Source organism: Mesorhizobium sp. M1217, from assembly GCF_040318275.1.
GTDB lineage: Bacteria > Pseudomonadota > Alphaproteobacteria > Rhizobiales > Rhizobiaceae > Mesorhizobium.
Genome location: NZ_JAMYMA010000005.1, coordinates 326,611 through 353,583, shown reverse-complemented (window position 1 = coordinate 353,583; position 26,973 = coordinate 326,611). Strand labels below are relative to the sequence as shown.

28 protein-coding genes and 1 tRNA gene are annotated in these 26,973 nt (G+C 59.8%); 13 read left to right on the top strand and 16 right to left on the bottom strand.

Going from position 1 to position 26,973, the window contains the following annotated elements:
- Positions 1–98: 98 nt before the first annotated feature.
- The gene (locus tag NKH37_RS11335; protein WP_353041035.1) at positions 99–2,012 is read right to left on the bottom strand and encodes a DUF7380 domain-containing protein; all 1,914 of its coding nucleotides are present in this window, start codon (positions 2,010–2,012) and stop codon (positions 99–101) included.
- Positions 2,013–2,060: 48 nt separating this feature from the next.
- Positions 2,061–2,708, bottom strand: a complete 648-nt coding sequence (locus NKH37_RS11330) for an FxLYD domain-containing protein (RefSeq protein ID WP_353041033.1) — start codon at positions 2,706–2,708, stop codon at positions 2,061–2,063.
- Between the two features lie 522 nt (positions 2,709–3,230).
- Here NKH37_RS11330 and NKH37_RS11325 point away from each other — a divergent pair.
- Together NKH37_RS11325 and NKH37_RS11320 are read left to right on the top strand one after the other, a co-directional pair.
- Entirely contained in the window at positions 3,231–6,782 is a 3,552-nt protein-coding gene (locus NKH37_RS11325; RefSeq protein ID WP_353041031.1) for a hypothetical protein, read from the top strand.
- 436 nt (positions 6,783–7,218) lie between these two features.
- Positions 7,219–8,001, top strand: coding sequence for a hypothetical protein (locus tag NKH37_RS11320; protein ID WP_353041029.1), 783 nt, complete (start codon positions 7,219–7,221; stop codon positions 7,999–8,001).
- A gap of 114 nt (positions 8,002–8,115) precedes the next feature.
- Here NKH37_RS11320 and NKH37_RS11315 read toward each other — a convergent pair whose 3' ends face one another.
- The 3 genes from NKH37_RS11315 to NKH37_RS11305 form a co-directional block, all read right to left on the bottom strand.
- Positions 8,116–8,706, bottom strand: coding sequence for a hypothetical protein (locus NKH37_RS11315; RefSeq protein ID WP_353041027.1), 591 nt, complete (start codon positions 8,704–8,706; stop codon positions 8,116–8,118).
- 90 nt (positions 8,707–8,796) lie between these two features.
- Positions 8,797–9,228 (bottom strand): hypothetical protein, encoded by a 432-nt coding sequence (locus NKH37_RS11310; protein ID WP_353041025.1) that lies wholly within the window; start codon positions 9,226–9,228, stop codon positions 8,797–8,799.
- A 90-nt stretch (positions 9,229–9,318) separates the two neighbouring features.
- Positions 9,319–9,570, bottom strand: a complete 252-nt coding sequence (locus NKH37_RS11305) for a hypothetical protein (RefSeq protein ID WP_353041023.1) — start codon at positions 9,568–9,570, stop codon at positions 9,319–9,321.
- Between the two features lie 114 nt (positions 9,571–9,684).
- Here NKH37_RS11305 and NKH37_RS11300 point away from each other — a divergent pair, with 114 nt between their 5' ends.
- From NKH37_RS11300 to NKH37_RS11265, 8 genes are all read left to right on the top strand, one after another.
- Positions 9,685–9,918, top strand: coding sequence for a hypothetical protein (locus NKH37_RS11300; RefSeq protein ID WP_353041021.1), 234 nt, complete (start codon positions 9,685–9,687; stop codon positions 9,916–9,918).
- A gap of 358 nt (positions 9,919–10,276) precedes the next feature.
- Positions 10,277–10,879, top strand: a complete 603-nt coding sequence (locus NKH37_RS11295) for a recombinase family protein (RefSeq protein ID WP_353041019.1) — start codon at positions 10,277–10,279, stop codon at positions 10,877–10,879.
- Positions 10,880–11,569: 690 nt separating this feature from the next.
- Positions 11,570–11,764 carry a hypothetical protein gene (locus NKH37_RS11290; RefSeq protein ID WP_353041017.1) on the top strand — a complete coding sequence of 65 codons (195 nt, stop codon included), beginning with the start codon at positions 11,570–11,572 and terminating at the stop codon, positions 11,762–11,764.
- Entirely contained in the window at positions 11,761–11,952 is a 192-nt protein-coding gene (locus NKH37_RS11285; RefSeq protein WP_353041015.1) for a hypothetical protein, read from the top strand. The genes NKH37_RS11290 and NKH37_RS11285 overlap by 4 nt, the downstream gene beginning before the upstream one ends.
- 1 nt (position 11,953) lies before the next feature.
- Positions 11,954–12,124 carry a hypothetical protein gene (locus NKH37_RS11280; RefSeq protein ID WP_353041013.1) on the top strand — a complete coding sequence of 57 codons (171 nt, stop codon included), beginning with the start codon at positions 11,954–11,956 and terminating at the stop codon, positions 12,122–12,124.
- A gap of 156 nt (positions 12,125–12,280) precedes the next feature.
- The gene (locus tag NKH37_RS11275; RefSeq protein WP_353041011.1) at positions 12,281–12,469 is read left to right on the top strand and encodes a hypothetical protein; all 189 of its coding nucleotides are present in this window, start codon (positions 12,281–12,283) and stop codon (positions 12,467–12,469) included.
- Entirely contained in the window at positions 12,466–12,969 is a 504-nt protein-coding gene (locus NKH37_RS11270; RefSeq protein WP_353041009.1) for a hypothetical protein, read from the top strand. Before NKH37_RS11275 ends, NKH37_RS11270 begins: the two co-directional genes overlap by 4 nt.
- A 469-nt stretch (positions 12,970–13,438) precedes the next feature.
- Complete coding sequence (locus NKH37_RS11265; protein WP_353041007.1) at positions 13,439–13,750, top strand: hypothetical protein; 312 nt, start codon at positions 13,439–13,441, stop codon at positions 13,748–13,750.
- 64 nt (positions 13,751–13,814) lie between these two features.
- Here NKH37_RS11265 and NKH37_RS11260 read toward each other — a convergent pair whose 3' ends face one another.
- From NKH37_RS11260 to NKH37_RS11215, 10 genes are all read right to left on the bottom strand, one after another.
- Positions 13,815–15,497, bottom strand: coding sequence for a DUF6538 domain-containing protein (locus tag NKH37_RS11260; protein WP_353041005.1), 1,683 nt, complete (start codon positions 15,495–15,497; stop codon positions 13,815–13,817).
- A 110-nt stretch (positions 15,498–15,607) separates the two neighbouring features.
- Positions 15,608–15,692, bottom strand: a tRNA-Leu gene (locus NKH37_RS11255).
- Between the two features lie 73 nt (positions 15,693–15,765).
- A complete protein-coding gene (locus tag NKH37_RS11250) occupies positions 15,766–16,386 on the bottom strand; it encodes a 2,3-bisphosphoglycerate-dependent phosphoglycerate mutase (protein WP_023718820.1) in 621 nt (206 codons plus the stop codon).
- Positions 16,387–16,411: 25 nt separating this feature from the next.
- Entirely contained in the window at positions 16,412–17,236 is an 825-nt protein-coding gene (dapB, locus tag NKH37_RS11245; protein WP_036244690.1) for a 4-hydroxy-tetrahydrodipicolinate reductase, read from the bottom strand.
- Positions 17,237–17,241: 5 nt separating this feature from the next.
- Positions 17,242–19,101, bottom strand: a complete 1,860-nt coding sequence (locus tag NKH37_RS11240; RefSeq protein WP_352640385.1) for an ABC transporter ATP-binding protein — start codon at positions 19,099–19,101, stop codon at positions 17,242–17,244.
- A gap of 119 nt (positions 19,102–19,220) precedes the next feature.
- The gene (locus NKH37_RS11235; RefSeq protein ID WP_023718823.1) at positions 19,221–20,246 is read right to left on the bottom strand and encodes a glucokinase; all 1,026 of its coding nucleotides are present in this window, start codon (positions 20,244–20,246) and stop codon (positions 19,221–19,223) included.
- A 119-nt stretch (positions 20,247–20,365) separates the two neighbouring features.
- Positions 20,366–21,457 (bottom strand): penicillin-insensitive murein endopeptidase, encoded by a 1,092-nt coding sequence (mepA, locus tag NKH37_RS11230; protein WP_031193975.1) that lies wholly within the window; start codon positions 21,455–21,457, stop codon positions 20,366–20,368.
- A gap of 56 nt (positions 21,458–21,513) precedes the next feature.
- Entirely contained in the window at positions 21,514–22,422 is a 909-nt protein-coding gene (locus NKH37_RS11225) for an SDR family oxidoreductase (RefSeq protein ID WP_352481363.1), read from the bottom strand.
- Positions 22,419–23,579, bottom strand: coding sequence for a tRNA epoxyqueuosine(34) reductase QueG (gene queG, locus NKH37_RS11220; protein WP_352481364.1), 1,161 nt, complete (start codon positions 23,577–23,579; stop codon positions 22,419–22,421). Before queG ends, NKH37_RS11225 begins: the two co-directional genes overlap by 4 nt.
- Positions 23,560–24,252 carry a glutathione S-transferase family protein gene (locus tag NKH37_RS11215; RefSeq protein ID WP_023678968.1) on the bottom strand — a complete coding sequence of 231 codons (693 nt, stop codon included), beginning with the start codon at positions 24,250–24,252 and terminating at the stop codon, positions 23,560–23,562. The genes queG and NKH37_RS11215 overlap by 20 nt, the downstream gene beginning before the upstream one ends.
- Positions 24,253–24,413: 161 nt before the next feature.
- Between NKH37_RS11215 and NKH37_RS11210 the strand changes: the two genes are divergently transcribed.
- The 3 genes from NKH37_RS11210 (at position 24,414) to NKH37_RS11200 (ending at position 26,549) form a co-directional block, all read left to right on the top strand.
- The gene (locus NKH37_RS11210; protein WP_352481365.1) at positions 24,414–25,220 is read left to right on the top strand and encodes an undecaprenyl-diphosphate phosphatase; all 807 of its coding nucleotides are present in this window, start codon (positions 24,414–24,416) and stop codon (positions 25,218–25,220) included.
- 94 nt (positions 25,221–25,314) lie between these two features.
- Positions 25,315–25,956, top strand: a complete 642-nt coding sequence (locus NKH37_RS11205; protein WP_353006058.1) for an NAD(P)-binding domain-containing protein — start codon at positions 25,315–25,317, stop codon at positions 25,954–25,956.
- Positions 25,917–26,549 (top strand): NAD(P)/FAD-dependent oxidoreductase, encoded by a 633-nt coding sequence (locus NKH37_RS11200; RefSeq protein ID WP_353041003.1) that lies wholly within the window; start codon positions 25,917–25,919, stop codon positions 26,547–26,549. The genes NKH37_RS11205 and NKH37_RS11200 overlap by 40 nt, the downstream gene beginning before the upstream one ends.
- A gap of 126 nt (positions 26,550–26,675) precedes the next feature.
- Here the strand turns inward: NKH37_RS11200 and NKH37_RS11195 are convergent, their stop codons facing one another.
- A complete protein-coding gene (locus tag NKH37_RS11195; RefSeq protein ID WP_023718829.1) occupies positions 26,676–26,912 on the bottom strand; it encodes a metallothionein in 237 nt (78 codons plus the stop codon).
- Positions 26,913–26,973 lie beyond the last annotated feature (61 nt).

Genomic DNA, 26,973 nt, shown 5'->3' with positions numbered 1-26,973 from the left:
CATGCGGGCTCCTAGGGGTGCGCAGCGCGTGCGAGATGTCCCGGGCAATGGGCGAAGGCTCCCCTGTGCCCCCGCGCGGACGAATGCAAGACTGACTGTTAAACTGGACCGCTTTGCAAGCCGCCCATGCGTGCTATCGCGGCGGCAACGTCTGGCCACACTCTAAATGCCGGCGCACACGCCATACGTAGGACTAGCCATGTCGCATAAACCACGTCTGGGCTCCAGAAGTCGCCATCCCCCATTTTCCCATGCGCAAGCTCATTGCGCACCGATGCGCCGCCCCGAAAGTTGAAGAGAAGATCGACCTCTTGCAACATCGCCGCCGGGATCATTGTTAACAGGGGCTCGCGGTGCTCTTCTAGCAGGCGGCTCAGCATTGCCTCTTCCTGAGTGCCGTCAGGATTGATCCGGTTCGTCTCGATGCCGTTCAAGGCGAGCATATGCCTTAACGAGTTCTCCAGTTGCGGGAGGACCAAGTGTGCAGCCTCGATGTCATCGCCTGCGAGGAACCGGAACGCGCCCTTGGCGAAGATCAGTTCATGGTCAGGCGGCACGAATGCGCTTGCCTGCATGACCGGCATAAACATGGCGAGGGAGACGTAATGCTCGTTCATGATCACACGGCGGATGGTGTTGATCTTACCAGCCACGGCCATTTGTCGTCGAAACTGTTCCTGCTGGTTGATCAGGAAGCGCACTTGATCCTCATCAGGAGGGCCAGCGAAGCTTAGGCCGGGAGCCTTGAACCGTGTCCGGCCTTGATGGTCGCTCAGCGTCATCGGCATCATAGCCGATATGCTGCCATAGCCGTTTTCGAGAACCTGCTTTCGGAGTGCGTCGGGCTCAGGCGAGCGTTCGCAAGTAAAGAGCGCCTTAAGCACATCCGGGAGCGGCTTCCCACTAACAGCAGTTTCGATCGCGCCGACAAGTTCGGTGATATCCTGCTCATGCGAGAAGCTCGACATCTCATCTCGGATGTTCGGTTGGATAGCGTTGAGACGATCCTGTAGCTCACGGCGGCGTTGCGCGGTGCCCGGTATCGGACGCAACGCTTCAATCGCGCTGTCGAGGAAACTGACCTGCACCATGGCAGACTCGGGACGCGCATCGGCGTTGCCGACATACGTCTCGCCCGCAGCGACCAAGCAACGGCTCTCGTTCTCGTTATCCTTCGCCCGATGGTATGCGCGGGCCGCGAGTTGCCATAGCTCACGCTGACAGAAATGATCCCCTGCAATCTTGTCGTGCGTTGCCAGTTGTTCGGCGGCGTCCGCCACGGCCTTCGGCTCCCAGATGCCATTGTCGAGGTTGACGGGCGCGATATGGACAAATCCCCACGAGTCATTCGAGCCTGCCGCCATCTGGGAAACATCGGATATGACGTTGCGCAGTGGATCGAACTCGGCTCGATCCCAGCCCATGCGGCGCGCGATGATAGTTGCCCTTCTCAGAAGTTCGCATCCCGTGACGCATGCCGCGCTCTTTTTTTCAAAGGCGAACTCGGCTTCGCCGCGAAGGACCATCGCCACGCAATCGACGTAGGCGCCAACGGCGCGCATCCCAGCGTTGGCGTTCTTCGGCACCCGTAACCGGCAAACGTCGCTCACACGGGCTCGCAGGGCCGGACTCGGGATATCAGGCGAGAATGCTGCCAACACCTCTATTTGCTCTGCGAGGAGATCGCCGGGAATGAGCGTACGCCGACCACTGAACGTCGCCATGGGCTGGAAAGGCTCGACGCGGTTCTCCGGCACGAAGTGGTATGAGGCGATACCGGAAAGGACCTGCAAGGCATCTGCGGCGGGATCACCTACCTCACGTGCAGCCGTCGCTGCTGCTGCAAGCCGAGTATGCGTCCCCTGAATATCGACCTCATTGAGATTATCGATCGAGGCCGTCACCGACTTCAATCGGAAAGTCTCGATAGGAACGACAAATGCTACGCCGGGAGCAGGTGCGCTCTTGGTGGGCTCTTGATCTTCGGCTTCGCTCGACTCGTCGGTTGACATAGTTGAACTCCCTATCAGTCGGCCGAGTGCCGTGCGACTCCAATCGGCCTAGCGGCCGGAACTGACGAGGCCTCCGAACATCGTCTTGAAGGCCACATTACAGTTTCTCATAATGGGATTGTCTGTCGTCATCGCAGAGAATGGGCTGGTCTGGCCGGGCATAAGCGGCTGATAGTCAACCATAGCCTCTGCGCTTTTCACGAATTCATCGTTGCTGGTGCGGAAAATGCCGATGACCATCAAGCTCTCGATCGGCTCGCTACTCCGGTTAGTTACTTCTCCGGTCACCTTCGCGAAGCCGTATTCATTTGTGCACTGCCAGGATTCGACCTTCAACTTAGGTAGTGACGCGATCCGAGCGGCTTCTTTGGCGGCAGCGTCAAGCTTCCTCTGATTAGCATCCTCAATTGCTTTCTGAGCAGCCTCCGTTCTTTTAGCCTCTGCGGCCGCTTGCGCCTCTGCCGCTAAACGAGCGTTGCGGACCTCAGGGTCCTCAAGGATTCTGCCGATGTTGCCGACAGCCGACAGGAACAGAAGGCCGACGAAGCCGTAGAACAAGTAGTCCTTCCATGTCTTCGCGCGTTTGGCCTTAATATGGGCGGGCTCGACCGCCGTCCGCAACCTCGATCGCACATCGGCAATATCATTGCTGCGTTGACTTTTTGTGCCGAACGTTTGTGTGTCGTCCTTTGCCATTTGCCCGCCTCTCAATTCTATGGTCGGACGATATATTCGCGGATTACATTCAAGATAACGTTTATCGGATCGCTAAATTCCCAGCGTCCCCGCGAAATGCAAAGTGCCCCCGTATAGGACGGGACGATATTGAAGAATTGCATCGCCTCTCAGAATGAGAGCAGAATAAATTTAAAAACAACGCCTCTCAGAAAGCTTTGTATATTTCGATTGCAGCTTGGGAATGTTGGAAGCGTGTCTAACTCGAAGTGAGCCGTATCTTGACGAGCGCCCATTACTTGGTTAATGGTGGGTGCTTCTTGGTTTAGATCGTGCCGTCAGTCTTTCGGGACTGGCGGCACTAAACCACCAAGCAGTTAGCGTCCAGAGTTCGCGGGCCGGGGGTTCGCTTCGAAACGCAATCCGTCGCCGCGATCTAGACCGGAAGCAAAATCCAGATCGTCGGTTCAAAGTGAAACCACCCGCGCGCATGAGCGCTCGGGCAATGCAGACGCATGTCTGTCGATCTGGGAAGACCACATAATGACCAAGTCCCCTTCGGCCAAGAACACGGCCTCCAGTACCCAGCCATCCGCTTCCATCCATTCATTCGAGCCCTCGCAAGCCGCACGGCAATTGAGCGTGATGCTGCCGGACGCTTCGACTGCGACGCTCTTTCATCACAACGATGAGGGTAAGCGCGACGGTCTGGTTACCAGGCCCATCGCTGACATTGCAGCCGCGATCCATGAGGCTCGCAACTTGGCCGGCGACAACCACGTGTTTGCCGAGATCACCGGCATTCGTTTTGCCTACCGCTACGAGGCTGACGCCCGCAAGGATTCAGCCGACCTCTTGCCTTCGTATGCCATCAACGGGCCCGAGGGAGCCATCCACATCGTTTACCTCACGCGTGGCGATCACGGACTGGGCGATATCCGCAATGCCTTTGATACCGGATATCTGGGCGAACTCGATGATCCCGATGCTTACGCCGCGCTCGATGTCCCCCTGATGTATGGCGAATACCGGCTGCACCCGATGTCGGAAGCCATCCTTGAAGCTGGAGAGCCGTTTGAAATCTACACCGTCGAAGAGGTCTTGAATGCGTTCATCCTTGGAGACGGTGGTAACGATGATCCGACTGGAGGGTTGAGCGAAGACGAGACTCAAACCGACAGAGTGACCACCTCAATCGAAGACGCCATTGCTGCCGGGAAGCCGTTCTTCGATGCAAAGATCACGGGCGAGTTTGTGCCCGGCGTTTTGGAACACCACTTTGTTGGTTCGAAGCTGCACAGTCAGACGGATTGGAAGGCGGAGAACGTTTTTGCAGACGTTCGCAGTCTCTATCGCCATGTCGCCGAACATAAGGTGAGTGACGACAAGAAGGGACCGGGCATCACCGCTTGCCACCTCGCGAAGGACAAGGAAACTGGGAAGCCACGTCGCAAGAAGCGCAATGTCGAGAAGAACGGGGCTTTCATGTTCGACTTCGACGGCGGGCAGACCACCGACGAAATTCTCGGCAGGTTTGAGGCATTGAATGCCACCTTCGGAGCGTATTCGTCCTACAACCATTTGAAGACCGAGGGAGTTCACAAGCTCCGGGTCATACTGCCTTTCGAGAAGCCTTTCGTTCCCGATCAATACGGAGATCGCGAGAATCGCGCCGCTGCTGTCTGGCGCTCCTCTCTGGACGCCTTCTGCGAAAAGCACGGTTTGGAACTCGACCGCAACGCACGGGACGTGACCCGCTTCATGAACAGCCCAAGGCACCCGGAAGGCGGGACGTACTTCTCCCGGCTTCACCTGGGACCGCTCTACAAGATTGAAGTCGCGCTGCCCGAGGATCGCCCGATTGCCAAGCTCGCTAAGAAGGGAGGCGTCACGCTTGCCTATGACAGCAACGGCGAGGCGTATGTTGCCGAGGGTAACGGCGTCGAATTCTTCCTCTCTTTGATCGGCGATGGTCCGGACCAGCTTGGATTCCACGACCCGATTTACCGCGTCCTCTGTTCTTATTTCTCGCCGTCGAACGAGCGACCGGACGCGGAAGCTGGTCCGATCGTGCTACGGCTTCGGTCTGCAATTGAGAAGGCGGTGAAAGGTCCAGGTCGAGCGCAGAGTGACATCGATCGTTACGTGTCGGACGAGTACCTCTCAGCCGAGGTTGAGAACGCCCGCAAGTTCATTCGAGATCGGGTCGCAGCGAGGGAGGAGGAAGAGAAGGCTGATAAGGAGCACATGGATGCTCTGGTCGCCGACTATCGCAAGGTGGCGGAGCCGAAGAAGCTCGAAGCGATCTGCGAAGAGCTTGCCGATATCGGTAGGGCTTCGTTGACCATCCATGTCCGGGGGAAGCTGACCGAAAAGGGAGTTGGCAAGATATCCGCCGCCGCTTTCGACACTGTCAACAAACCGGTCGAAGCTGGAGCCAGAACAAAACGTCGGGAAAAAGCCAAGGAAAAACGCAAGCAGTCAAGCGGAAAAAAGCCGGTCATATACCGGAGCGATGACTTCGATGTTCAATGTCAGGCGGTCGAAACCGGATTGAAGCTCGCCAACGAACGGGAACCAAATCTTTTCGACACCGATGGTGTTCCAAAGCGTCTCAAAAAAGGTTCGGACGGCAATGTGACACTGGAAGAACTGTCGTTCACAAAATTCAAAAATGCCATGAATGAATCGACGATCTGCATCGACGAAGGTGGCGACGACGATAAGAAAAGGCCTAGAAAAGCATCCCTCCCGGACGACGTTTGCAGTCACATTTATGGCGCTGCCGAATTTCCATACTTGCTTCCTTTGGACCGGATCGTTCGGACGCCTATACACTCTCGAAACGGGAGCCTTCGGCAGGAAAATGGGTACGACCATGAAACAGGTCTCTACATTCATCTAGGCGACCTTGTCGTGCCGGATGTGCCGGACAAACCGACTGACGAAGACATGACGAAGGCACTCGACCTGCTCCTTGGAAACGTGTTGCACGATTTTCCGTTTTCTGACGCGTTTGGCCGAGAGATGGTCGATGACAAGGAAAATCCGATCGAGGATGAAGGCAAAGGTTCGCGAGCAAACGCACTCGCGGCGATCTTACAGCCGTTCATACGTGGTCTCTATAGCGGGGCGACACCGGCATATCTGGTCGACAAGCCAGCGGCGGGTACAGGGTCGGGATATGCGGTCGATACGGTCTCTGTAATCAGCACAGGTCGTCGTGCGTCCCCTTTTGTCATTCCAGATCAGGAAGACGAAATGGAGAAGCGGATTGTTTCCGTGCTGATTGAGGGACGCCCCATCTTTCTTCTAGACAATGCGACCGGCAAGATTTCGTCGCCGTCTTTGTCTTCGTTCATTACAGCGGGTGATGCCTTTTCCGGCAGACGTTTAGGTCGATCAGAAATTCTGGAACTCAAAATTCGATGCATGGTGATTGTCACCGGCAACGGGCTGGAACTCGACAAGGATGAGCGGCGTCGTTTCGTTCCGATTTTCATGGATGCCGGAGTTGACCGTCCCGAAGATCGTGATGCGATGAAATTCAAGCAGCCCGAGCTTCATAGGTACATGTTCGAAAATCGGGGCGATCTCGTATGGGCTTGCCTGACGATCGTGCAGAACTGGTTCGCCAAAGGACAACCTCCTGGTTCCGTTTCTATGGCGACGTTTGAAAACTATTGCCGCGTCATGGGCGGTATCCTCGAAGCTGCGGGCAGTACGGGGTTCCTGTCGAATCTGAAACGCTTCCGTGACTCTCAGACTGATAGCGACAGCACCGATGATGCTGCCGAGTTCATGCAGAAGTTGTATGACGAGGCGTCGAACCGCAAGCTTCTGGAAACCGGCTTCACTGGCGATGTCGCCTACGGCATCGGTTTTCCGGGTGATCAGGCTCAGTTTGGCTGTTTCAAGATTTCTGCGCTCGCGACCGATAAGGAAGGGGCGCTCAAAACCTGGCTTAGCAAAGGAACGACGTTGAAGACCTATCGCCTCAAAGTGGACGGGGCAGAAAAGATGATGCGGTTCGTCAAGGCAAGACCACAGCCGACGACCAAGCGAGCTAGGTGGAAATTCGTCCCGGTCGAGTGACCGGGAGCTTGAGTAAGGTCAGACGGGAGGTCATACGGGAGGTCAGAAGCCAGCAGTTGTGCGGTTTCGGGAGGTCGGGAGGTCATTTTCGACCGCGAGTCCGGCAGTCCGGAAAATAATAATGAAAGGGCTGGTTAAACCACGAAATCGGGGAGTCTGATTCAATTTCTTTTTCATTCAGGGGATTGGGTTGGAAAATGACCTCCCGACCTCCCGGACCTTTGGAAACGCTGGATTCTGACCTCCCGTTTACCCTCCCGCGACCTCCCGTCTGCGTCCATCCTTGGAGCGATCGACCTAGAGGTTGCACGTTCGCAGAAATGCCCGCGCGGACTGCCCCCACCGAGGGTTGAGAGAAGAGTGCGCCACGGGTTGAGAGAAGACGGGACACCACCGCATCTATCCGGAGGGCTACCGTTGCGGTATCGGTGCATCGATGGAACTTGAACGGGAACCAGAGGAACCACTTTCCGAAGACGATTTCGGCGGGCGCGTATTCGACAACTTCTTCAAGCTGTATTTTCAGCCTGAACTCGACCGTCGAGTTGCAGAGGGCAGGATCACACTGCCGGCCGATATCGCGATGGGTCAGGTCGTGTTCCCAGAAGGTGGGACGCCCATCGTCAGGTTGGATGAAGAGGTCCGGATAGCAGTTCGAACGAGCATGCCCATCGCACAAATGACAGACACCGAATCGGGCAATCTATCCACTCTCGACGGAGTGGAGCGTATGGACCTCATCGACGAAGAGATGGACCACGGGCATTTTACGTTTCTGCGCATTGGCAGCAAAATTCGTATCGGTTTCAGTTTTCTATACGGACGATCGACCGCTCGGAAGAAGATCGACCGCGCTGAAGAATTCTTCATAGCCTCAAAGGAAGCCAACGGTCGCGGGCATACGGCGGTTGCGTTCGACAACCTATTTAGCGCGACTGAATTGTTGTCACGGGTCCATCTGGAGATTCATGCAAGCATAAAAAAGGGCGTGAAGGGTCACTCCAGTGTGGCCTCTGGAATCAATCGGTGGGGTAAGCTCGGAAACGTGCCTGAGGCGTTCACTGCGATCTTCAACAAGGCCTCTAATGCGCGTGATCAGGCACGGTATAAGGCTGGTTCAAACGGTGATCTGGTCCTCACCGAAGAAGAACTTGCCGTTGTAGACCGCGAGATCAAATTACTCCGAAACCAATGCGCCGGCCTCGACAGGGACATGTGAGAGAGAGAGAGAGAGAGAGAGAGAGAGAGAGAGAGAGGCCGCTCGCCCAACGCCGGCATGACGATTTCGTTGCCGAAGCTAATCTGTTTCCAGCAGGCAACGAGATTGTCGACCCTACGTTGCTGTGCTCTCGTCTGCCGGCTGCTTTGGCACCAACGTGACGTGATAGACTAAGAGCAGAATGCGGAGCACAAAATCGAGGATACAGAATCTGAAGTAACTTCCGTCCTTTTTGATGTGTTCGAGGACCTCATCGTTGTCGTACTTCTCGATGGGCATCAGCTTGCGCAAGAGCGATAAGGCATCGTTCCGTTTTAGAAGAACGCTGACAAGGGACTCGTCGATTTGGCGGATATCATGCGCAAATGCATTTCTAAGCATCCGCACGGATTGAATGGCATCGCAAAATTCGTCACCCATGCCTGAAACACGAAGCAAGGATACCAGCGAGGTACGGCCGTTGATAGGAAGTGTGTCGACGAAGTCATCGACTGGAATGAAATCAGGGCCGATTTTGAGGCGCATGCTCGCCTTCACTGCGTGCTTCGCAGCGGCTTCAAGAAGGGCGTCGACCTTGAGGATAAACTCCCAGTCGGACGGTGCCTTGAAAATGTCAATGATCAGCCTGTCCGAGAGCCCGACAAAGCTGCAAAATTTGTTGGCCTCATTGAGTAGATAGTCAAATCGATTGCTGTCGTCGCTCATCACGTGCTCGCAAGGTAGCTCACGCTCTGGGTCGGCCTGTCGAGTATCTGACCAAGGTCACCTATTGGCGTTACATATCGGCGCGGCTATTCAACCGCCATCCGAGTTTTTCCAAATCTGCTGAACCTGGGTCAGGTGATCAATCATCTGCTGCAATCCGTTCGGTCCTGCCAAACCTTCGAAATCGTCAGATATTCGGCGAAAAACAAGATGCAGATCATAGCTTGGGATCGTGAAGGGTTTTCCTTCAAACACTGTAGCCGGTAGTGGAATTGCCATCGATCTCGTTTGGACGGTTTCACTCGGCGACGTTCCCCAGATGCCGAAGACGTTCGGCGGCATTTGCACCTGTAGGTCGAATGTGACATTTCCGTCGCCGGTATCGGACAGATCGGCAGCGTATCTTGATCCCGATATATCGTTGCCAATCAGATGCCCATTCTCGATCTTCACCGTTGCAATGGATGAACCGCCGATCGCGCTGGCTATGACCGAATAGACGCCGTCAAATTGCGCTGTCATTTATTTCCCCCCTCGTGCGGACCACTAACGCGGCAAAATTCGAATCATCGCACCGGTAGTTGCCATTCCCGACATACACCTAATCTGGTCTCAAATGAAGTTGCGCGGAGATGTCCGACCGAGCGCCGTTTCCAGTAGCCCAACCAGCTTGTCGATCGCGACCCTATGCGTTGGACCCTGTGGACGCCGGGCAAGGAAATCGTCAATTGTCATCGAGTCCGCAGGCTCTGCCGTCGCGCCGGGTGCAACAAATGCGATGTAGAGGTGCAGCTCGTCGGGTTCGAAGACGATTACCCAGTCTCCGTTGGTGCCCTCGGCTAGGCGGTGTGTAAAGGTAGTCATGGCGGGTCACTCCTCGCCATGAGCTTGTCGATGCGACCTCAGATTGCCAATACTCAGAAATCGGTATTGAAGTATAATCTCCCCGGTGCGGCGATTCCCTTAACGGAGGTCGCCATGACTAGACACAAAAAATCCAAACAGCTTTCACCCGCCGAGATCGAACGGTTCGTTAACGACGCTGAGCGGTTGCACAAGACGCTCGTAAGGCCGCTCATATCGCCGAGCAGCGATCATTACCGCGCGTCGGTAAAGTTGAACCAGGCGCTGCTAAAGGCAGTCGAGGAGGTCACTGGTAAGCCAGCACCGTTCGTCCGGTGGAACTCAACCGGCCCGGCGAAGGTGGCGTAGGCAACCGTCAAATTGAGCCGCTTTTTCGAGAAAATTCTCCAGTTTTTTCGGCGCGAAATCTGATCTGCCGAGCACCGGCTGCGGCGACAGCTCAGACCAGACGACGAAATTTGTACCTGACAGATCAGGTGACGTAATAGTATTACATCTGCACTTAGCTATCATTAATCTTGCCCTGTAAGGTAAATGCCCTGCCGGCCCTCCAGAGGACAATCAGGTGTTCCAAAATCCCCTCGGAATCCGACCCAGAAAACACTATAGAATCAATGCTATTATTTCTGAATTCCAGAGTCGCGGAATCATTTGATTTTGGAACACCGATATGCTAGGAAAATCCATGTGTTGAGGGAGTGTTTCCATGCGTCGAGTTGCAATTTATACCCGTGTTTCCACCGATCGGCAGGCGACCGAGAACCAAGAGCGTGAGCTTCGCCAGATCGCGGAACGCGCGGGCTGGGAAGTGGTCGAAGTCTACTGCGACCACGGTATCAGCGGTGCCAAGGGCAGGGACAAGCGTCCGGCCTTCGATCGTATGCTAAAGGACGCCACACGTCGGCGCTTCGACATGGTGATGGCGTGGGCCGTCGATCGCCTCGGCCGCAGCCTCCAGCATCTCGTGGGCTTCCTTGGCGAGTTGCAGGGCGCTGGCGTGGACCTGTTCCTGCATCAGCAAGGACTCGACACATCCACCCCGGCGGGGAAGGCCATGTTTCAGATGTCTGGAGTCTTCGCCGAGTTCGAACGCGCCATGATCGTTGCTCGCGTCAACGCTGGTCTCGCCACGGCTCGCGCCAAGGGCAAGAGGCTTGGCAGACCAAGGATGGTCGATGGCAAGACGACCGCAATCCGTGAGGCTCTGGCGGCTGGCGGAAGCGTTCGGCAGGTTGCGGCGTCGTGCAGCACCAGCATCGGGACGGTCCACCGGGTCAAGGCGGCTACGGCCGTGGCCGTTGCTGCATGATCCGGCTGCTAACATCTGCGGCGGCTGTCGTGTTTTGGGTTTGCATCCTGTTCCTGCTCTTTAAGATCGGATAGCTCACCACTCGAATACCAATGGGGCAAAGGCCGGGACCATCACCCCGGCCTTTCTCGTTTTGGCTATCGAGCCGAGTACATCGCCAGCACCTAGGCGCAGCGCCCGACGCGACCCGATAGGGGCGGGGGCGGGGGGTCTTTGTTTCGTCGCGGTATTCCAGCACGTGCACCTCCCAGGTGCTGAGGTCGGGGTCCCAAGGGGGTATTTTGCCGACTTTATATTGCGACCCTTACGGCGCAAGCCACTAAATACTACATTTTAGACTTTAGATTTAGTCTGCGAACTTCTCTCAACCCTCTAACCTTCTCTTCTCTCAACCTTAAAGACTTGCAACCGATCGCAAGCAATTTAGCCGGCATCCGGCCGACCAAATGCGCGGTAGGGATGGGTTGGCAGCAGAGCCGGCTGGGTGACTCGTGGGTATAGATTGGTCTGTTGATTGCAGAGTTTTGTCTTACAGAATGAGCCGTTTTAATAATTTCTTGCGCGACCTAATAAAAGGCCACATAATGCGATTTCAGAGGTCATTTGTAGCCGTGCTGGGATCATAGCTACTTGATGCGCTGGTAGCGCGTCGCCGGAAACCTCAATCACCAGATCAAAGAGACTTTAAAAATGGCCCAGACTCCATTCAAGCGTGGCCGACCGCACACACTGCCGCCGCATGGCAGTATCACATTGCGATTGCCGGTTGAGCAGATCGCTTGGTTGATGGCCTGTTCGATGGAAAATTTCAGCAACATGTCCGTTGAAGCGCGCCGCGTATTCGCCGACGCGATGCGATCGGGCAACACAGGGGCGGCCTCATGACCCAGCGGTATGTTGAACTTTTTCGAGTGCGCCTTGATGACGGTCTAGCCGACTTCGTACGCGAAGAAGCGCGCCGGGGCGATACGTCCGAGTCCATGATCATTCGCCAAGGTATCGCAGCACTTCGCCGGGCAAAACGTCAGTCGGTTATCGAGCGCGATTTGGCCGCCAACGAGTCGGCGTGCTGAAATGTCGACCTATGCAGACAAACTCGACTGGCCGATTTTGTCAGTCAAAATCCAGCCGGAGCTAAGCTACCGCATCCACCAAGCCGTAAAACGGGCCGGCCTGAAATCGAGGCCGGAATGGTTGCTCTCCGTGATCACCAAAGCTCTCGAAGAGCAAGAGGCTGCGCAATGACCCGATATTCGCAGGCCGTCGAATGGATACGATTCCCGGCCGTAGCAGGGACCCTCGACCGTGTGGACGATGCAGCCGAGTTAGCAGGACTGACGCGCGCCGAATACCTCCAGAAGTCCCTGAACGAAGTGCTGGAACAGTCAGAGGGAGTCTTGAATGGATATCGACCAGATTGAACGACGCAAGGTCGTGATCCCACTGAATACCGTCGTTGTCGATCGCATCGATGCGGCGGCTAAGGCAGCGGGAGAGGAGCGCGTGACGTGGCTGAGACAAGCAATCGTAGCGGCTTTGAACCGCCAAAGCGCGATCTCGAAAGATGATAACAAAGGACCATCGACATGAACGAACAACAGACAGCTTACCTCCGCACCTATGGATTGACGGAAGAGCAAATCACCTCCGGCTCCGCTCCGCCCGAACACCGGTTGCAGATAGCCAACATGGGAGCTGCGAAGGCCGAACCGGCCAAGGAAGAGCCCGAAACCGCCACGATCGAAGAGACCGCCGCCCAGAAGGCCTATCGTGCCGGCCGGCCGCTAGAGCAGATTACCTCTGCCGTTGATCGCGAGAATTATGATGCCCTTGGCGGCGATATCTTCCGCACGAAGGCCGAGCCGGAAGTGCCTGTCGAAGCCAAGCGTGCGCCGGCCGCTCCTGTAGAGATCGGCCCACAGACCGAATTCGATATCGACAAGATTTCGGCGCTCAGCGCTGAGCGTCGCAACTCTCTTGCGGATATGATCCGCGTTGTTCAGACCCCCCTGCCGCCGCATCCTTCACTCAACGATCTTGCGTCCGTTCAGCTTGCGCGCCGAAACCTAGCTCCATTTGTCAAAGCCTAAATGACAATGGTCCATCGCCTACCCAGATTGATCGAATGTCCGCACCCGACGCGGACCACGATCGGTCCACCTCGCACCAAACGCGAGACTAAAAAGTAGATCGCCTATCGAGTGGCCGCGCGCATTTACGACACCCCGCGTTGATGCGCGCGGCTTTACTCGGATGCCCCAAGCCTGATTTGTCCTTTCCAGGCTTGGGGCATCACCGAAAACCCTCGAAAGCGTATATCCGTTTTTGAGGTTTAGCCTAGCCAGTTCCGACAGCAGACAAACTCACCGGGTCGGCTAGGCACCTATCACCGATCCTCGAAAACGATGTCAGGCTCGTTTCGAGGTAGCCGCCAGTCTGCCGATACCCTCCTGGCAGACTGGCGGCACCACTAGTAAGCTTCCGGTGCCGCGCACCGTCACCACTCCCGACGACAGATCATCAGACCGTCATGCGCCTCAGAGCGCCGGGAGAGACACCGTGGCAATCCAAGTACGTATCGAGCAATGGCGCTCACTCCGCGACGACCGGAGCGTCCTTCGACAGCCCGTCGCCCCAGCAATCCATATCGACGGCGACACCGTCGAACCCGCCCAGTTGGCTGAGTGGCATGGCGGTCATGTCGTGCTGGTAACAGCCCTTGAAGGTGATGCCTTCGTTGAGATCGGGATGCATGCCAATGCGTCGGAATTCGACCCGGCCTCGAAAGGGCATTTAGTGCGCGAAGGTGAAACCGCGCGGTGGTTTATCTTCGCCGGAAACATCATGATCAAGGAATACAAAAGAGGGTAGCGCTGCACGTTGAACCGGAGCTTTTGGGCCGCGCCGTCTCGCACCGGCGCGACCCTCTTTTTCGTCAGTCGGTTGGCCGTTCGTCTGAATCGCCCTTGGCGCCTCCGGCTTTGACAGGCGGCAGCTTGATCTTTTTCAAAGCCGCCAACTTCATCGCCAGATCGGGATGGTAGTATTTATCCGCCTCATTTCGCGGCGCGTGGCCTTGCAATTTGTCCACGTCGCGGGAATCGATTCCAACCCTTGACGCCTCGGTCTTGAACCAGTGCCGCAGGGCATGGTTCGGAGCCTTGCGAGGGTCCGTGAATCCGTTTTCACGTATCCACGTTCCGAGATGATTCGAGACGCCCTTGGATGCATGTTTCTTCGTCGGATCACCGGATGACTTGCCATAAAATAGCGGCCCCTCACCTTTCGCCCGCACAAAATCAAGAAAGCCGTCTTCGATCAACTGCGGATGCAGCGGGACGGTCCTTTCCGAGACCTCTTCCTTAATGCTGCCAGCGTCCGGTGCGGGCTTGATATCCAGATAATGGATGCCGTTCTCTTCCTTGATAAAGCTGCCCCATAGCTGCGCGACCTCGCTGATGCGTGAGCCGGTCTGTGCCGCCAGCCATGGCAACCAACGCTTCGCCGGGCTGGTTTCCTTCCGCGCCAGTTCCAGCAACCTTCCGACTTCATCATTGTTGTACGGCAGCATGATTGTGCCGGCCTTCTTACTTCCCGCCGACTTGACGCCGCTGCCGGGATTGACCGTCACAATCTTGTTGTTCACGCCATAGGCGAAGATCGTGCGAACACAGGCGAGATAGCTGGCGTTGATCGTCTTTGGCGACAGTCCGGCCTCGACCAGACCGTCTTTCCATTTGATCATGTCTTCCGGCGTGATCGATCCCGCGTCATCCGCCTTGTCGGGGGATGCGGCCTTCAATGATTTGATGATGCCGCGCCACGTCGACAAGGTGCTGGCACTCGGATTCGTCTCGGCCTTCCATTTGTCGAATAAGGCGTCCAGCGACACGGGAGCTAATGCAGGAGAGGTTGAGGCAGGAATGTGCGCAGATGCCGGAGTCTGCGCTGGCGTGATCCTGTGCCCCTCCAGATCGCCGGACAGACTGTTTTGCAGGGCCGCTATCTCAGCACGTGCCAGCGTCAACGCAAGCGCCACATGGGCCTTGCGATCAAGGCCGGGCGAACGCTCTTCGCCGAGTGCTAAGAGTTCGCCCATGTCCCCAGTGTCGACCATGCGCTTAAGATCGGCGATGCGATCTTCCGACCGCTTGCGGATGATGTAGCCGACGACCCTGTCGAGATCGCCATCCGCCATGAGGTTGTCGATATATGTGAATTGATCGGGCTCGGAAAACTTCTGCGATGCGCCGCGCCAGAACTCTTTCGGCTTCGCTATCGCTGCCTCGTACAGATCGGCGCGGATCGTCAGTTCGCGTTCTGCAATCTCACGGCCATATTGCCGGCCGAGATCGGCAAAGGATTGTGGCGTTGCCGGCACATGTGCAGGCTTCACCAACTCGACCTCCTGTGCCTTGATCGTGGCGCGGTGCTGTTCGAACTCGCGCTCGATTGTGGCGACCTTATCATGGACCCGCCGCCCCGCCTCGCGTTCATCCTTGGTCTTTAGCGACCTTCGGACGTTCTCCTTGCCGTAGCTCTCGGCGATCTCGGAAGGCACGCGGACGTTGGCGTAATAGGTGTCTCGGATCAGAATCAGATGCTTTGGAATGGCCATGTCTTCAACCCCTAAGATGGACCGCCTGTGTGACAGTCTGTGTGATAGTGTGGGGGAGAAAACCCTTTGAAATCGCTACCTTGCGGAAAATCAACCACTTAAAGGGTTGATGGTGCCCAGAAGAGGACTCGAACCTCCACTCCTTGCGGAACACGGACCTGAACCGTGCGCGTCTACCAATTCCGCCATCTGGGCTGGTGCGCGCTCATTAAGCGGGCAAAGGATGAGTGTCAACGCGCTTTTTTGAAAGCCGCGTTCCTTCTCCGGCTCAATGCTCCAGCACTTCCTTCGACGCTACCGTGGAATCGGCGTTGAGCGTATAGATGATCGGCACACCGGTGCCGAGCTCGAGCTTGACGATCTCCTCGCCCGACTTGCCGTCCAGCGCCATGATCAGCGCGCGCAGCGAATTGCCGTGCGCCGCCACCAGCACGGTGCCGCCGCGCAGCACATGCGGCTGCAGATCGTGCAGGTAATAGGGCCAGACGCGCGCGCCGGTATCCTTCAGGCTTTCCCCGCCGGGCGGCGGCACGTCATAGGAGCGGCGCCAGACATGCACCTGCTCCTCGCCCCATTTCTTGCGCGCATCATCCTTGTTGAGGCCGGAGAGATCGCCATAGTCGCGCTCGTTCAGCGCCTGGTCGCGGATGGTCTCGAGCCCGCTCTGGCCGACAGCGTCTAGAATGTGCTGACAGGTCTTCTGCGCCCGGATCAGCGACGACGTGAAGGCGATGTCGAATTTCATGCCGCGCGCCCTGAGCTTGGCGCCGGCCGCCTTGGCTTCGGTATGGCCTAGTTCGGTCAGGTCGACGTCGCGCCAGCCGGTAAAAAGGTTCTTCAGGTTCCACTCGCTCTGGCCGTGGCGCACGAGCACGAGAGTTCTCGACATATTTGCTCCTTCAAATTTTTATGGATCAACTGGTCAGGCCGAGCACGTCCCGCATCGAATAGAGGCCCGGCTTGCGGCCGCGCGCCCACAGGGCTGCCTTGACTGCGCCGCGGGCAAAGATCGCCCGGTCCTCGGCATGGTGGGCGAGCGTGATGCGCTCGCCGGTACCGGCCAGCACCACACTGTGGTCGCCGACGACCGAGCCGCCGCGCAAGCTGGCGAAACCGATCGAGCCTGCCTTGCGCACGCCGGTATGACCGTCGCGCGACCGCACGCTGTTCCCGTCAAGGTCGATGCCGCGCCCATTAGCGGCGGCTTCGCCGAGCAGCAGCGCCGTTCCCGACGGCGCGTCGACCTTGTGCCGGTGATGCATTTCCAGGATCTCGATGTCGAAATCGTCGGCATCGAGCGCGCGCGCCGCCTGCTCCACCAGCACCGCCAGCAGATTGACGCCGAGGCTCATATTGCCTGACTTGACGATCGTCGCGTGCCGCGCGGCGGCCGCGATCCTGGCGTTGTCTTCGGCCGAACAGCCGGTGGTGCCGATGATGTGGGCGATGCGCGCCTGCGCCGCGTAGCCGGCGAATTCGACGGTCGCTTCCGGGGTGGTGAAATCGAGTACGCCGTCGGCCTTGGCGAAGACCGGCAGCGGATCGTCCCCGATCGCCACGCCGAGCCGGCCGACGCCGGCCAGCTCGCCGGCATCCTTGCCGATATGGGGCGATCCGGCCGGCGCGATGGCGCCGGCGACACGCGCGCCCGGTATGGTGTGGATGGCGCGGATCAGCGCCTGGCCCATGCGGCCGGCAGCGCCGACCACCACCAGGCCCATTTCACTCGCGGTCGGCATGTCACTCATGAATGTCTCCCGACCACCTTTTTCGCGCGGGCATTTTGCGCCGCACTCTGGATTGGCTTGCCGTCATCGACAAGCCCCAGCCCTTTCCTGCCTTGCACCCGGTGAAACCGCGCATAGACGCTGTGCGGGTCGGCCATCAGCGAGGCGTGCGTGCCCTGTTCGACCAGCCGGCCCTGCTCCAGCACGATGATATGGTCGGCATTGACCACCGTCGACAGCCGGTGCGCGATGACAATGGTGGTGCGCCCTTCCATGACATGGGTCAGCGCTTCCTGGACGCGGGCCTCGGCCTCGTTGTCGAGCGCCGAGGTGGCTTCGTCGAGCAGCAGGATCGGCGCCTGCCGAACGATGGCGCGGGCAATCGATACGCGCTGGCGCTGGCCGCCCGACAGCGTCACGCCGTTCTCGCCGACGGGCGTGTCGTAGCCTTGCGGCTGCTGGCGAATGAAATCGTCGGCCGCGGCCTGTTGGGCAGCGCGTTCAATCTCGGCGTCGGTGGCGCTCAGCCTGCCGTAGCGGATGTTGTCGCGGATGGTGCCTTCGAACAGATAAGGCTGCTGCGAAACATAGGCGATCGAGCCGCGCAGCGAATGCTTGGTGACCTTTGAAATGTCCTGGCCATCGATATCGATGCTGCCCGATTCGACGTCGTAGAAGCGCTGCAGCAGCGCAACCAGCGTCGTCTTGCCGGCGCCCGAAGCTCCGACGATGGCAGTCACCTTGCCGGCAGCGGCGACAAAGCTCAGATCCTGCAGGACCGGCGCCTCTTCGACATAGCGGAAGGACACATTGTTGAAGCGCACTTCGCCAGAGGTGAATTTCGCCTCGGCGGCTCCCGGCACGTCACCCTGCTGCGGCTCGAGGTCGAGAAGCTCGTAGATCATGCGCGCATTGACCAGCGACTTTTCCATGCCGACCTGCATACGCGCCAGCCGCCTGGCGGGGTCATAGGCAAGCAGCAGGGCGGTGATGAAGGCAAACACCGCGCCCGGCGGTTGGCCGCCGACAGTCGCCCGGTAGCCGGAATAGGCGATGACGCCGGCGACGGCGAAGCCGGCCAGCATTTCGGAGATCGGCGTCAGCCGTTCCGAGACGCGGGCGATCTTGTTTGCCCGCTGCTCGGCGCCCGCGACGAGGCCGCCGATGCGGCGCGACAGCTCGTCTTCCAGAGTGAAGGCCTTGACGATAGCGATGCCTTGCGTCGCTTCCTGCATCGCGCCGATCAGCCGCGAGTTGATCTGCACCGATTCACGGGTGATGCGACGCACCCGGCGCATCAGATAGGTGACACTGTAGATCAAAGGCGGGCCGATCAGCAGCGACATCGCCGAGAGCATCGGGTCCTGCCAGATCATGACGCCGACCAGCGCGACAAGCGACACGGCATCGCGCGCCAGCGATGTCAGCGTCATCGACAGGAGATCGCGGATGCCGTTGACGTTCTCGTTGATCTGCGCGGCGAGCCGGCCCGAGCGGGTGTCGTTGAAGAAGCTGACGCCGAGCTTCATCAGATGGTCGAAGATGCGGCGCTGATAACGCGCCACCAGATTGTTGCCGATTTTGGCCAGCGTCACTGCCTGGCCGTAGCTGGCCAGCCCGCGCAGCATGAAGGCGGCCAGGATCGACACGCTGATCAGCGCGATAAGATCGCCGCGCTGTTGGTAGAAGATCTGATCGATGACATCCTTCATGATCCAGGCTGTGAAGGCGGTCGTCGCCGCGATCGTCACCAGGCACAGCACGGCAAGAGCATAGTACCAGCGATAGTCGCGGCTGTTCTCGGCGATGATGCGGCGGATCACCGCCACGATCTCGCTGGGACGGACTTTCCCTTTGGTTGGTGCTGGAAGTGTCAAGTTGGAGCGCTTTGTGGTTTCGGTTCGGCCGGGCTGCAATTCGGCAACCTCTTAACGCCCCAATGGCGGCTTGCCTATGGCCGGGGACGGCGAAACTTCGTCGCGGCGCAGCTTGTGTCCTAGACCCGCCAGCGCCGCCCCGCCGTCTGCACGCCGAACAGCGACGGATTTCTGGCATAGGCGGCCAGCCCTAAAAGCGCCGCCAGCGGATGGGTGATGACATAGACCGGCATGCTGCGCATCAGGGCACTGTGCGGCGCCTTGTCCTCGAAGGCGGCGCGGAAATTGCCGGTCCGCAGCGCCGGCAGGATTTTTTGCGCGATGCCGCCGGTGAGAAACACGCCGCCGCGGCTCATGAACACCAGAGCGAGGTCACCGGCGGTGCGTCCCAGGCAGGTGACGAAGATCGACAGCGCCTCTTCGGCCACCGGATCGTTCTTTGCCAGCGCCGCGGCGGTGATCTCGGCGGGCGTGGTAAAGGGCGACGGCTTGCCGTCCGCCTTGGCCACCGCCCGGTAGGCATTGACCAGGCCGCGCCCGGACAGGATCTGTTCGCCGGAGATGCGGCCCTCGAGCTTCTCGATATGCGGAAACACCTGGAAATCGCGCGGCGAGCGCGGGCCGATATCCATATGGCCGCCCTCGCCGGGCACCGGTATCCAGTGATGCAGCGCATAGACCAGCCCGGCGACGCCGAGCCCGGTTCCCGGGCCGAGCACTACCCGCCCGGAATTCGGTTCCGGCGCGTCACCGCCGATCTTTTCCATATGCTCTTCGCCGAGCGCGACGACGGCCAGCGCCTGCGCCTCGAAGTCGTTGAGCACCACGACGTCGCTGAGACCGAGACTGGCGAACATCTGTCTCGGCTTGACGATCCATGGGCAATTGGTAAGCGGGATCTCGTCGCTTTCGACAGGACCGGCTACCGCCAGCACAGCTGAATTCGGCCGGACCGACGAGCGGTCGAGCACGGCCGACTGGATCGCCTCGTCGATCGTATTGAAGTTGGCGGTCTGGACGATCGTCGGCTCGCCGGCTTCGGAATTCGCGTCAAGCACGATCGAGAAGCGCGCATTGGTGCCGCCTATGTCGCCGATCAGAATCGGAAACCGCAACAGAGTGTCGTCGTCGCTTACGCCTGGCATGCTCTCGTCCGTTCCCGACGCGTATCGCCGTTCTCTCGTTGACTAGCGCATGACCGCAAAAAGGGAAATCGGTTTTCGAAGTGGAGATGCACGGATGCAGACAGCGAACACGCTGCCCATCAGTGCCCCGGTCGTGGCCGCGGCAGCGGAATGCGGATCTCGGGGGTCGCCACAAAGGCGTTCGCCGAGGCCGGAAGCGCTGCCGCGCCGGCTGCGACCGTCGGCGGCGGCGAAGGCTCTGCCGCGGGAGCGGGTACGGCCGCGATCGGCACGCCGTCGCCATAATAGGTGACTGCTTCCGCCGAGGCCGGAGCCGGCGCGTCGAGCACGAACTGGCATTGCCTGGGCAGGTTCGCCATCGTCATCACGTCGCGTGCCTTTGGCTTGTCCGGATTCTTGTTGGGGCGCCACGGCTCCTCGGTGAACCACCAGGCCAGCGCCTGGTCGCAGCCATCGCCTGGCGCCGTCGCTTCCTGCGCCTTGCAGTCGGGTGACCCAGGCTGGCAGCCGATACGAATGTGGAAGTGGTAATCGTGGCCCCAGAACGGCCTGACCTTGCGCAACCAGCTGCGGTCGCCTTTGACCGTGTCGCAGAGCTTCTTCTTGATCCCTGGATTGACCAGGATGCGCTCGACTTCGGGATAGCTCGCGGCGCGCCTCAACAGCCGCGTGTGCATCGGCGTCCACAGGCCATCCTTTACCAGATGGGTCTTTTCATCGACCATCAAGGTAGCGCTGATGTTTTCGCGCTCTTCGGTCGAAAGCTTGCGGTCGGGCATCGGCGTTAGCCAGATGTCGGCGTCGAGGCCGATCTGGTGCGAGGCATGGCCGCTCAGCATCGGCCCGCCGCGCGGTTGCGAGATGTCGCCGATCAACAGGCCCGGCCAGCCGTCGGCCGCGGCATCGCGCGATAGTTTCTCGATCATCGCGATCATCGCCGGATGGCCCCAACGGCGGTTGCGCGACGGTCGCATCACCTCCCAGTGCCGGCCGTCCATGGGCAGCGCGACGCCGCCGGAAAAACAGCCTTTGGAATAAAAGCCGATCGATTGCGCTGCTGCGAGTGCCGGCAGCTTTTTGGCGCCGAACAGCTCTTTTGCCCGTTGCTCGGCGCTCGCCGTTTGCGCGGCAAGCGTTAGGCCGGCGACGGCCAGTGCTGCCGTCAGCAGCAGTGTTTTTCCCGGCAAGGCTCGCTTTAACGTCTTCCCCAAGCTGGACCCCTCCGCGATTTGAACCGCATCATACCACGCCCCGCGCAACGTATCGATCACGACCGTTTCATCGGACTGCGCGCCTCGCCGTCGCGCCAGTCGCCGCTCGCCCACATGGCGTCGAGAGCCGAGCGGTAGTCGGGAAAGCGAAAGCCATAGCCGGCCGCCTTGATCGCCGCGTTGGCGACACGCTTGTTCTCGCCATAGAAGGACCGCGCCATGGGCGAAAGTTGGGCGGTCTCGAACGGAATTTCGGGCGGCGGCTCGATGCCCATCAACCTGGCGGCATAGGCGACGACGTCCTGCGGCGGCGCCGGCAGGTCGTCGGTGACGTTGACGATGCCGCCGCGATCGCCTTCGGCTAGATGCCAGAGAGCGCCGGCAATATCGTCGCAATGGATGCGGTTGAACACCTGGCCCGGCTTGACCAGTCGCCGGGCGGTGCCGTTTTCGAGATTGACCAGGGCGTTGCGGCCCGGCCCATAAATGCCGGAAAGCCGCAGGATCGCCACCGGCCGATGGATGTCGTGGCCCAGTTGCAGCCAATCCTGCTCGGCTGCGACACGCATCACCGACCGCTTCGACAACGGCCGGCATTCGGCGGCCTCGTCCACCCAGTTGCCGCCATGGTCGCCATAGACGCCGACGGTGGAGAGATAGGCGATCCATTCGAGCTCCGGCATGTTGGCCACGATCACCTCGCGTGCCGCGCCCAGCACCGGGTCGCCGGCCTCGTCCGGCGCGACCGAGACGACGAGATGGGTTGTCTTCCCAAGCGCATCGCCGATTTCGGAAGTCAGCGTGCCATCGAAACGCAGCGGCACGATACCGGCTTGCCGCAGCGCCGCGAATTTTTCCAGCGACCGTGTTGTACCGAAGATCGTTGTGTCGGCATCCCTGTTGGCGCCGGCGAAGGCCCTGCCCGAATAACCGGCGCCGAAGATGAAAATCTGCTTTTTTGTCATGGATGGGCCTCGATCGGCTTTGGCAGGGCCAGAAGCCATTCGCCTCTTACCGCCTCGTCACCTTCTACTTGCAAAGCGGCTGCGGCACGTTCGGCAAATTCCTGACCCGGCACTAGCCGCGACAGCGCCCATACCGCGGCGCCGCGAACCAGCGGCGAGGCATCGTCGAGCAGCGCGCGGACGGCGCCGGCCAGCGACAAGTCCTGGGAATTGCCGGCCGCGATCAGCACGTTGCGGATAAAACGGTCGCGGCCGATGCGCTTGACCGGCGAGCCCGAAAAAAGCGCGCGGAAGGCAGCGTCGTTCAGGCAAAGCAGCTCGGCGAGCGGCGGTTCGCGCAAGTCCGCGCGGGCGGCAAGCTTAGCCTCGGAGGCAGCTTGGGCGAACTTGTTCCACGGACAGGCGGCCAGGCAGTCGTCGCAGCCATAGATGCGATTGCCGATCTTTTCCCGGAACTCATGTGGGATCGGTCCTTTGTTCTCGATGGTGAGGTATGAAATGCAGCGCCGCGCATCGAGCCGGTAAGGCGCCGGAAAGGCGTCCGTCGGGCAGGCGTCGAGACAGGCGCGGCAGGAGCCGCAATGATCGTCCTCAGGCGCGTCCGGCACCAGCTCGGCCGTCGTGAAGATGGTGCCGAGGAACAGCCAGGAACCATGGGCGCGGCTGACCAGGTTGGTGTGCTTGCCTTGCCAACCGAGGCCGGCCGCCTCGGCCAGCGGCTTTTCCATCACCGGCGCGGTGTCGACAAACACTTTGACGTCGCCGCCGGCGCGCGCCACAAGCTTGCCGGCGATCGCCTTCAGCCGGCCTTTCATGACGTCATGATAATCGCGGTTCTGCGCATAGGCGGAGATCGCGCCGCGATCGCGTTTTGCCAGGATGTCGCGTGGGTCGTGGTCGGGGCCGTAATTCATCGCCAGCACGATGATCGAGCGGACCTCCGGCCAAAGCGCCGTCGGTTTGCCTCGCCGCTCGAGCGTTTCGGCAATCCAGTCCATCGATCCGTGAAAGCCGTCGGCAACGAATTCGGCTAGCCGGGCCGGCGCCTGCGGGATCGCATCGGGCGTCGTGACGGCGACGGCGTCAAAGCCGGCGTTCCGCGCCTCGCGGTCGATCAGCGCGCGCAGCTTTGCCGTATCAGAAATCGAGGTCCGCATAATGTGACACCGGCGACAGGCCACGCACCCGGTCGGACAGAAGCGGCCGGAACGAAGGCCGTGATTTCACCCTGGTATACCATTCGCGCGCAGCGCTGTGTTCGCGCCAGTCGATCTCGCCGAGATAGTCGAGCACCGACAGTGCCGCCGCCGCCGCGAGATCGGCATAGGTGACCTTGTTGCCGGCCAGCCAATGACGGGTGCCGGCCAGCCAGTTGGTGTACTTCATGTGCTGGCGGATATTGGCGCGGGCGGCGCGGATCGCCGCCGAATCGGGCGAGCCGCCGCCCGCCGTTTCCGGCATGACCGGCTTCAGGACGCGCTCGCGCACCAGATGCCGGGTAACCTCGCTTTCCGCCTTGTTGAGGTACCAGTCGGTCAGCCGGCGGATTTCGGCGCGTTCCATCGGGTCTTCGGCGAATAGCCGCTTGTCGCGCTTGAGTACGCCGCGCGTCTCGTCGAGATATTCGGCAATGACCACTGCGCCAACAATCGGCACGTCGCCCTCGGCAAGCAGGATCGGCAGCGTGCCGGCCGGGTTCAGCGCCAGGAACTCCTTGCGCCGCGTCCACGGCTTCTCTTCGATCAGTGCCAGTTCCTCGCCATACTCGCCAAAGGCGAGGCGGACGAAGCGGCAGCTGGCGAACATCGGATGGTGGAAAAGCGTTAGCATGGTCCCGCGATAATAGAGCGCACTGGCAAATCGCCGGCTGCGCCGGTAAGTCTTGGCCGCCCGATTCAGGGGCTGTCAGGGTGCTGCGACCTATAGGGGGAGTTCCGCGCCGTGACAAGCAAGCCGTTTTCTCAAGCCCTCCCTCCAACGCCGAGGTTGCCATGGAAAGCCAGACCGTCGTCGAAGCGCTGCTGCTCGGCATGCTCGAGGGCCTGACCGAGTTTATTCCGGTGTCTTCGACCGGTCATATCCTGCTCGCCGGCCATTTCCTCGGCTTTCATTCGACCGGCAAGGCCTTCGAGATCCTGATCCAGCTCGGCGCCATATTGGCGATCCTCAGCGTCTATTTCCGCCGGCTCTGGAAGATGCTGCTCGAACTGCCATACGATCGGCTGACGCGGCATTTCGTCCTTGGCATTCTCATCGCGTTCCTGCCGGCGGCCGTCGTCGGCGCGCTGGCGCATGATTTCATCAAGACGGTGCTGTTCGAATCGCCGCGGCTGATCTGCATCATGCTGATCATCGGCGGCGTCATCCTGCTGCTGGTCGATCGCATGAAGCCGAAGCCATATTACCACGATGTCGAGCGGTTCCCGACCAGGCTCTATCTGCAGATCGGGCTGTTCCAGTGCTTGTCGCTGATCCCCGGCACATCGCGCTCGGGTTCGACCATCGTCGGCGCGCTGCTGCTCGGGGTCGACAAACGGGCGGCGGCGGAATTCTCCTTCTTCCTTGCCATCCCGACCATGGTCGGCGCCTTCGCCTTCGACCTGTTCAAGAACCGCAATGTGCTGAGCAGTGCCGACCTGCCTATCATCGCCGTCGGCTTCGTCGCCGCCTTCGTCACCGCGCTAATCGTCGTGCGCTTCCTGCTCGACTATGTCTCGCGCCATGGCTATGCGCTGTTCGGCTGGTGGCGGCTGGTCGTGGGCATCGTCGGCCTGGCGGGGCTGGCAATCTGGGGGTGAGCCGGCGCGGATAGCGCAATCCCAGCCGGAACTCTATTCTTGCCCCAAACCGCGCCATACGATCTTGTGGACGTATGGTTGGCAGGGGGAATGCATGAGCGAAGTTCTTGACGCCCTCGTTATTGGCGCCGGTCCGGCGGGGCTCGGCGTCAGCTACTTCTTGAAACGGCAGGGCCGCGACCACCGTGTGCTCGATCGAGGCCGGATCGGCGAAACGTGGCGAACGCAGCGATGGAATTCGTTTCGACTGAATTCGCCGACCATTCGCTCCATCTTACCCGGTGATTCCTACGAGGGGCCGGAGCCCTGGGGCGCGATAACCCACCACGAATTTGTCGCGTATCTCGAAGGCTATGCCGAGCGGCACCGCCTGCCGGTAAGCACCCAAACTCCGGTTCAAGAGCTGACGAGAGACGATGGGATCTTTCGCGTCACTACGGCGGCTCGTGGCGTGCTTCTGGCGCGCAATGTGGTGATCGCCACCGGCGACCAGAACCGACAGGTCCGGCCACCAGGGTCGGCGGACTTGCCGGCGGCAGTTCGCCAAGTCGATTCTTCGGCTTATCGCAACCCGGCCGAGTTCGAGAATGGCGCGGTGCTGGTGGTCGGCAGCGGCCAGTCGGCGGCCAGATCGCCGAGGATCTGGCGGTGGCCGGACGTGCGGTCTTTTTGGCGACCAGCCGCAACGGCCGTTGGGTGCGGCGCTACCGCGGGGGCAACATACTTAAATGGCTGACGCTGTCCGGTTTTCTCGACGTTCCGCGCAAGGAACTCGTCCTCCCCTCCGGCAAGCTGCAGGCCCGCGCGCTGGTCGGCGCGACCCATACAATCAGCCTGCAATCGCTGAGTGCACAGGGCGTGGTGCTGCTCGGCCGCTTCAGGGGCGAGGAGAATGGCAGCCTCGTCTTCGGCGACGAACTCGACGACCATATGCGATTTGCCGACGAGGTTTCGGCGAATGCCAAGCGCCTGGTCGACGAGTACATTGAGCGCGCCGGCCTCGATGCGCCCCTGGCCGAGGATGATCCAGCCGAGACGGTTGCCCCGCGCTTGCCCGATCCTCCGATCCGCTCCCTCGACTGGACGGCGAGCGGCATCAGATCAGTGATCTGGTGCACGGGTTTCACCGGCGATTTCTCATGGGTCCGGCTTCCTGGCGCGCTCGATGCGGCCGGCCAGCCCGTCCACGAGGATGGCGTCGGCGCTGTTCCAGGTCTCTTTTTCGCCGGCCTCGATTTCGGGTCGACACGGAAATCGGGCACCATACCGGCCATTCCAGAGGAGGTGGCTGGCATTGTGGAGCGACTTGTCCAGGTGCGGCGGCCTTGACCTCGGCGCGTCGGGACCTCGGCTGGTCGTCGTCGGGCTGACAGCACTGGCCATATAGGGACCATATAGGGATGAGCCGGCGCAGTCATTCGGAATGGTCGCCCTGGAGACGCCAAAGGAGGTGCATCAAGGCGCGCGATCGGTCAGCGCGCTCGCACCTTCCTCAGCGGCGCAATGTGCGCAGCAGTAGATGATGTCATCCTGTTCGACGCCATGTCCGATGATCCGGCATCCGCAATGCGGACACGTCGGAGCAAGTTTCTGGACCGCGCATTCGAAGCTGTCGAATGTGTAGGTCTCCTCGGCCATCGTCACTTTGAAAGCCTTGTCGTAGTCATTCCCGCATTGATCGCATCTGGCCATAGTTCTTTTCCTTCTTTAATTGGCTTCAAGCTCGACCAACCTGTCGCGCGGCGATAGGTTC